We start from the raw sequence: 7,087 nt of genomic DNA on the forward strand, positions 1-7,087 counted from the left end.
TGCGCCGATCTCGCCCGCCCGGTGCGCGGCCGCGTCGAGCCGCGCGACGCTCAGGCGCAGGTCGTCGACCATCGCGAGCCCGGCCGGCGTGAGCGTCGCGCCGCGCCGTGACCGGTCGAACAGCCGAACCCCCAGTTCCTTTTCCATCCGGTTCAGCGCCTGGCTGAGCGCCGGCTGCGCAATGCCGAGCTCGCTGGCGGCGCGCGTGAAGCTGCCGGAATCCGCGATCGCGAGGAAGTAGCGGACGTGCCTGATTTCCATAAGCGTATGTTATGAATAATTATTCGAAACATAGTAGCGAATTATTGAAATGATTCATAGGATGCTCACCAAGCGTCGCCGATACGGGCGGTGCCTCCGGTAAGCGGCGCGACGACGCGGCGCACGGCGACGACACGAGGAGACCTCCGTTGAACTGGACGCGTGAACTATCGACGACCGAACGGCGCACGTTGCGCGGCTGCTTTGCCGGCTGGGCGCTCGACGGCCTCGATACCCAGATGTTCAGCCTCGTGATTCCGGCGCTGCTCGCGACCTGGAGCATCGGCAAGGGACAGGCCGGCCTGATCGGCGGCGCAACGCTCGTGTCGGGCGCGCTCGGCGGCCTGCTGGCCGGCGTGATCGCGGATCGCTACGGGCGCGTGCGCGCGCTGCAGATCACCGTGTGCTGGTTCTCCGCATTCACGTTCCTGAGCGCGTTCGCGCAGAACTTCGAACAGCTGCTGGTGCTGAAAGCGCTGCAGGGCCTCGGCTTCGGCGGCGAGTGGACCGCGGGCGCGGTGCTGCTCGCCGAGACGGTCGGCGCGCGCCATCGCGGCAAGGCGATGGGCGTCGTGCAGAGCGCGTGGGGATTCGGCTGGGGCGCGGCGGTGCTGCTGTACATGGCCGTGTTCGCATGGTTGCCGGCCGAATGGGCATGGCGCGTGCTGTTTGCGATCGGCGCGCTGCCCGCGCTGCTGGTGCTGTATATCCGCCGCGCGATTCCCGAGCCGCCGCGCGCGCAACCGGCACGGGCGCAGGCGCACGCGGACGATGCGCCGACGGTCGGCATCTTCGACCGCTCGGTGCTGCGCGCGACGGTCGTCGGCGGCCTGATCGGCGTCGGCGCGCACGGCGGCTATCACGCGATCACGATCTGGCTGCCGACCTACCTGAAGACCGAGCGGCACCTGTCGGTGCTCGGCACGGGCGCGTATCTGTCGGTCGTGATCGTCGCGTTCATCTGCGGCTGCTTCGTCAGCGCCTATCTGCAGGACCGGATCGGCCGGCGCCGCAACGTGATGCTGTTCGCCGCGTGTTGCGCCGTGATGGTGAACCTGTACGTGTTCCTGCCGCTGAACGACATCGCGATGCTGTTGCTCGGGTTCCCGCTCGGCCTGTTTTCGGCCGGCATTCCGGCGACGCTCGGCACGCTGTTCAACGAACTGTATCCGCAGAACGTGCGCGGGCGCGGCGTCGGCTTCTGCTACAACTTCGGCCGCATCGCGTCGGCGGGCTTCCCGGTGCTGGTCGGACACATGGGCACATCGATGCCGCTCGGCACGGCGCTCGGCATCGATGCGGGCATCGCCTACGGGCTGGTCGTGATTGCGGTGTGGTTCCTGCCGGAAACGCGCGGGCGCCGCCTGCCCGACGCGGTGGCCGGGCCCGGCGCCGACGGCGACGTGCAGGCCCGCGCATCGCTGTAATTGCCGTCTTTCGTTCATCCAGCCGCCCGTCACCCGTCATGCGGGCCGGGCACATCTTGCAGGCAGTCGTCATGGATCGAGCAGTGAATCCGCCGGTCGAGCCGGTTTCATCGGCGCCGAACGCCACCGCGTGGTACGCATCGGCGGCCGCCGTCGCGGCGGTCGACGCGCATGCGCACGTGTTTGCGCGCGGCCTGCCGCTCGCGCCGGTCGTGCGCCATGCGCCCGACTACGACGCGTCGCTCGACGCGTACGTCGCGCATCTCGCCGCGCACGGCATCACGCATGCGGTGCTGGTGCAGCCGAGCTTTCTCGGCACCGACAACGCGTTCTTCGTCGACGTGCTGCGGCGCTACCCGAGCCGCTTTCGCGGCGTCGCGGTCGTCGATCCGGGGATCGACGACGATGCGCTCGCCGCGCTGAACCGCGCGGGCGTCGTGGGCATGCGGCTCAACCTGGTCGGCCTGCCGATTCCGGACTTCGGCACGCGGGCATGGCGCGCGCTGTTCGCGCGCGTCAATGCGCTCGGCTGGCATGTCGAGATCCATCGCGATGCGGCCGACCTGCATGCGATCGCCGCGAGCCTGCTCGCGCAGTCGTGCACGCTCGTGATCGACCATTTCGGCCGCCCGTCGCCGACGCTCGGCGAGCGCGACCCCGGCTTCCGCGACCTGCTGTCGCTCGCCGGCACCGGGCGCGTGTGGGTCAAGCTGTCGGCCGCCTATCGCAACAGCCTGGCCGGCGACGGCACCGACGCGGCGCTCGGCGCCGCGCAGGCGCTGCGCGCCGCGTTCACGGCCGAGCGGCTCGTGTGGGGCAGCGACTGGCCGCATACGCAGCATCGCGAGCGTGTCGATTTCGGCGCGACCTGCGCGGCGCTCGAACGCTGGCTGCCCGACCCCGGCGAGCGCACGCGCGTGCTGCGCGACTCGCCGCGAACCCTGTTCCGTTTCGACCAATGAGGCCCGCATGACCGATCACACCACCCTTCGTCGCGCCGCGTTCCGGCGCAGCATCGCCGCCCGCCAGGGGCTGCTCGTCGCCGGCACGTTCAACGCGCTGAGCGCGCGGATCGCCGCCGATCTCGGCTTCGGCGCGCTGTACCTGAGCGGCGCCGGTGTCACCAACATGTCGCTCGGCCTGCCGGATCTCGGCTTCGTCGGGCTCGGCGAACTGGCCGAGCACACGGCGCGGGTGCGCGACGCCGTCGACCTGCCGTTGATGGTCGATGCCGATACGGGCTTCGGCAACGCGCTGAACGTGCTGCATACGGTGCGCACGCTCGAGCGCAGCGGCGCGGACGCGATCCAGCTCGAGGACCAGGTGTTGCCGAAGAAATGCGGCCACTTCGCGGGCAAGGAAGTGATCCCGGCCGCGGAAATGGTCGGCAAGCTGAAGGCGGCCGTCGACGCGCGCGTCGACCCGAACCTGCTGATCGTCGCCCGCACCGACGCAGCGGCCGTACACGGCATCGACGACGCGATCGAGCGCGCGCATCGCTATGCGGCGGCCGGCGCCGACGTGCTGTTCATCGAGGCGATGGAGTCGCCTGAGGACGTCGAGCGGCTGCCCGCGCTGTTCGATACGCCGCAGCTCATCAACATCGTGATCGGCGGCAAGACGCCGACCCGCTCGCGCGACGAACTGGCGCGCCTCGGCTATGGCGTGGTGCTGTATGCGAACGCCGCGCTGCAGGGCGCGGTGCACGGGATGCAGGCGGCGCTGACGACGCTGCGCGACACAGGCCGGCTCGACGAGGACCCGGCGCTCGTCGCGCCGTTCGCCGAACGGCAGCGGCTCGTCGACAAGGCGCGCTTCGACGCGCTCGACGCGCGCTACGCGGCTGCCCAGCCGTAACGCCGGCATGCGGCACGGGCGGCCGCATGCCGGCCGCCCGATACAGAACGAACAGGAGACAACCTTGGCAACTTCCCCCACCGGGGCGGCCGACGCGCCGCCGCGTATCGGCTCGATCGTCGGCGGACTGGCCGGCAACCTGATCGAGTGGTACGACTTTCTCGCGTACAGCATCTTCTCGATCTATTTCGCGCCGTCGTTTTTTCCCGCCGACCGGCCGACCGTGCAACTGATGAACACCGCGGCGATCGCGGCGGTCGGCTATGTCGCGCGCCCGGCGGGCAGCTGGCTCGTCGGCCTGTACGCGGACCGGCACGGGCGCAAGGCCGCGCTGACGAAATCGGTGCTCGCGATGTGCGCGGGATCGATGCTGATCGCCGTCACGCCCGGCTACGCGACGATCGGCGTGCTCGCGCCGGTGCTGCTCGTCGCCGCGCGCCTGCTGCAGGGCCTCAGCATGGGTGGCGAATACGGCACCAGCGCGACCTACCTGAGCGAGATCGCGCCGCCGAACCGGCGCGGCTTCTACGTCGGCTTCCTGCAAGTGAGCGTGGTCGCGGGCCAGCTCGTCGCGCTCGGCCTGATGCTGGCGATGCAGCGGATCTTCGCGGGCACGCACGACATCGAGCGCTGGGGCTGGCGGATCCCGTTCTTCGTCGGCGGCGTGCTTGCGCTGTTCGCGCTGTACATGCGCCGCAACGTCGTGGAGAGCAACGCGTTCATCGCCAGCCGCGCGCATGCGGCGAAGACGCGCGTGTCGGCCGATCTCGCGGCCCACTGGCGCGAACTGCTGCTCGCGATCGGCATCACGATCGGCGGCACCGTCGCGTTCTACACGTACACGGTCTACATGCAGAAATACCTCGTCAACTCCGTCGGCCTGCACAAGGAAACGGCGACCTGGATCTGCACGCTCGCGCTGCTGCTGTACATGCCGCTGCAGCCGCTGTTCGGCCTTGTCTCGGATCTCGTCGGGCGGCGGCCCGTGCTGCTGTGGTTCGGCTTCGGCGGCGCACTGCTGTCCGTGCCGATCTTCACCGCGCTCGGGCACGTGCACGAGCCGCTCGCCGCGTTCGCGCTGGTGTTCGCGGGGCTCGTCGTGTTGAGCGGGTTCACCTCGGTGCACATGCTGGTGAAGGCGGAGCTGTTTCCGCCGCAGATCCGCGCGCTGGCGGTCGGGCTGCCTTATGCGCTGACGACGGCGATCCTCGGCGGCACGACGGAGTTCGTTGCGCTGCGGCTGAAGGCGGGCGGCAACGAGGCGATGTTCTTCTGGTACGTCGCGGCCTGCGCGGCGATCTCGCTGGTCGTGTACTGGCGGATGCCGGAAACCCATCCGGGCAAGCACCCACGGGCGGCGCGGCCGGCGGTGGGCGCGGCCGCGCCCCGCTGAATTGGTGCGAAGCCGCATGCGAAACGCTTATGGATAAATAACACGGCGGTAATGCTTCGCCCCGGCAATTGCTTCTAGTATCTGCAGGACGCCGACGGGCTGCCTGGCCGTCGGCGGCGAGCAGCAAGACACACGACATACATTAGTACATCTAAAAAAATGGAGTCGAGTCAATGATCGAACTATCCGAGGGCCAACGGATATCCGCGCGCGATGGCGCGCAGGGCGGCGCGCCGCCGCGTCAGTCGATACCGGTGCATCCGGTGTTCAAGGCGTACAACCGCTCGAAGCTGGACGACATCCCGCAGCTCGCGGCGCTGCCGCCGCGGATGCGCGAGGAGATCGGGCTGGTTGCGCGGGTGCTGCCGTTCAAGGTCAACCGCTATGTGGTCGAGCAGCTGATCGACTGGACCCGTGTGCCGGACGATCCGCTGTTCCGGCTGACGTTTCCGCAGCCCGACATGCTCGCGCCCGACGACCTCGAGCGACTGGCCGTGCTGTCGCGCGACGCGGCGCGCCACGCGGAACTGGATTCGCTGGTCGGGCGCCTGCGCGCGCGGATGAACCCGCATCCGGCGGACCAGCGGCTCAACGAGCCTGAGCTGGACGGCGAACCCTGCCCGGGCATCCAGCACAAATATGCGCAGACGGTGCTGTACTTTCCGAGCCACGGGCAGACCTGCCACGCGTATTGCACGTTCTGCTTCCGCTGGCCGCAGTTCGTCGGCGATGCATCGCTGAAATTCGCGTCGAGCGAAGCGGCGCGGCTGCACGCCTACCTGCGCGCGCACGGCGAAGTGACCGACCTGCTGATGACGGGCGGCGACCCGATGGTGATGAGCGCGGCACGCCTGCGCGAATACCTGACGCCGCTGCTGGAGCCGGGGCTCGAGCATGTCGGCAACATCCGGATCGGCACGAAGGCGCTCACGTACTGGCCGTACCGCTTCGTCAGCGATCCGGATACGCCCGAGCTGCTCGCGCTGCTGCGCACGCTGGTCGACGCCGGGCGCAACGTGACGATCATGGCGCACCTGAACCACTGGCGCGAGCTGTCGACGGAGATCGCGGAGCAGGCGGTGACGAACCTGCGCCGCATCGGTGTCGTGATCCGCTCGCAGGGGCCGGTGCTGCGCCACATCAACGACGACGCCGACGTGTGGCGGCGCAACTGGGTCGGGCAGGTGCGGCTCGGCATCGTGCCGTATTACATGTTCGTCGAGCGCGATACAGGGCCGCGCGCCTATTTCGAGCTGCCGCTCGCGCGAGCGCTCGACATTTACAACACGGCGATCGCATCGGTATCGGGGCTCGCGCGCAGCGCGCGCGGCCCGTCGATGAGCGCGGGCCCCGGCAAGGTCGAGGTCGCGGGCACGCTCGACCTGCACGGGCAGCGCTACTTCATGCTGAACTTCCTGCAGGCGCGCGATCCGCGCTGGCTGCGCCGGCCGTTCCTCGCGAAGTATTCGGCGACGGCCTGCTGGCTCGACCAGCTCGAACCGCCGGACGGCGAGCCCGCGTTCTTCTTCGACGCGCCGTACCGCGCCTTCGTCGACGCGCACCAGCACCAGCCGGAGCACGCATGATGGCGCCCGGCAAACGAACCGCCGACGTCGCGATCGTCGGCGGAGGCTATGCGGGGCTGTCCGCCGCGATCCACCTGGCGGAGCAGGGCGCGACGGTCGACGTCTGCGATGCCGATCCGCCCGGCGACGTCCCGAGCGCATTCAACTTCGGTTCGGTCGCGAGCGTCGCGCCGGCGCTGCCGCACGGCCCGGGTTCGGCCGCGCAGGCGCAGGCCGCCGAGCGCGAGGCGGCGCAGGCGATCGCGTATCTGAAGCGATTCGTCGACAGCCGCAGCCTCGCGTGCGGGTGGGCGCATCCCGGCCACATCACGCTCGCGTGCGACGACGCGTCGGCGATGCAACTGGCGCGCCGGTTCGATCACTACGCGGCACAGCCGGACGCGCGCGTCGCATGGCTCGACGCGCAGGCGGTCGCGCAGGAAACCGGCGCGGCGCACGCGATCGCCGGGTTGTTGAACCTGCGTTTCGCATTGATCCGGCCGCGTGCGCTGCGCGATGCGATGCGGATGCGGGCCGCGACGCTCGGCGTGCGGATCCGGCGCGGCGCCCGCGTGAACGCGCTG

The 7,087-nt window shown here is 69.7% G+C and carries 7 protein-coding genes; 6 read left to right on the forward strand and 1 reads right to left on the reverse strand.

What is annotated here, in order from left to right; all coding sequences use genetic code 11:
- The coding region (locus tag G3O06_RS45565) for a LysR family transcriptional regulator (RefSeq protein ID WP_205820000.1) at positions 1-261 on the reverse strand (261 nt) is incomplete at its 3' end.
- 149 nt (positions 262-410) lie between these two features.
- Between G3O06_RS45565 and G3O06_RS45570 the strand changes: the two genes are divergently transcribed.
- From G3O06_RS45570 to G3O06_RS45595, 6 genes are all read left to right on the forward strand, one after another.
- Positions 411-1,688, forward strand: a complete 1,278-nt coding sequence (locus G3O06_RS45570) for an MFS transporter (protein ID WP_205820001.1) — start codon at positions 411-413, stop codon at positions 1,686-1,688.
- Positions 1,689-1,759: 71 nt separating this feature from the next.
- Positions 1,760-2,650, forward strand: a complete 891-nt coding sequence (locus G3O06_RS45575; protein ID WP_205820002.1) for an amidohydrolase family protein — start codon at positions 1,760-1,762, stop codon at positions 2,648-2,650.
- 7 nt (positions 2,651-2,657) lie between these two features.
- Positions 2,658-3,545 carry an oxaloacetate decarboxylase gene (locus tag G3O06_RS45580; protein WP_174998514.1) on the forward strand — a complete coding sequence of 296 codons (888 nt, stop codon included), beginning with the start codon at positions 2,658-2,660 and terminating at the stop codon, positions 3,543-3,545.
- 64 nt (positions 3,546-3,609) lie between these two features.
- Positions 3,610-4,938, forward strand: a complete 1,329-nt coding sequence (locus G3O06_RS45585) for an MFS transporter (RefSeq protein ID WP_205820003.1) — start codon at positions 3,610-3,612, stop codon at positions 4,936-4,938.
- 173 nt (positions 4,939-5,111) lie between these two features.
- Positions 5,112-6,524, forward strand: a complete 1,413-nt coding sequence (locus tag G3O06_RS45590; protein ID WP_205820004.1) for a lysine 2,3-aminomutase — start codon at positions 5,112-5,114, stop codon at positions 6,522-6,524.
- Positions 6,521-7,087: FAD-dependent oxidoreductase (locus G3O06_RS45595; protein ID WP_205820005.1), on the forward strand; the 567-nt coding region annotated here is incomplete at its 3' end. The genes G3O06_RS45590 and G3O06_RS45595, both read left to right, overlap by 4 nt.

The sequence above is a fragment of the Burkholderia sp. Ac-20345 genome, from assembly GCF_017104825.1.
In the GTDB taxonomy this organism is placed as follows: Bacteria; Pseudomonadota; Gammaproteobacteria; order Burkholderiales; family Burkholderiaceae; genus Burkholderia; species Burkholderia lata_B.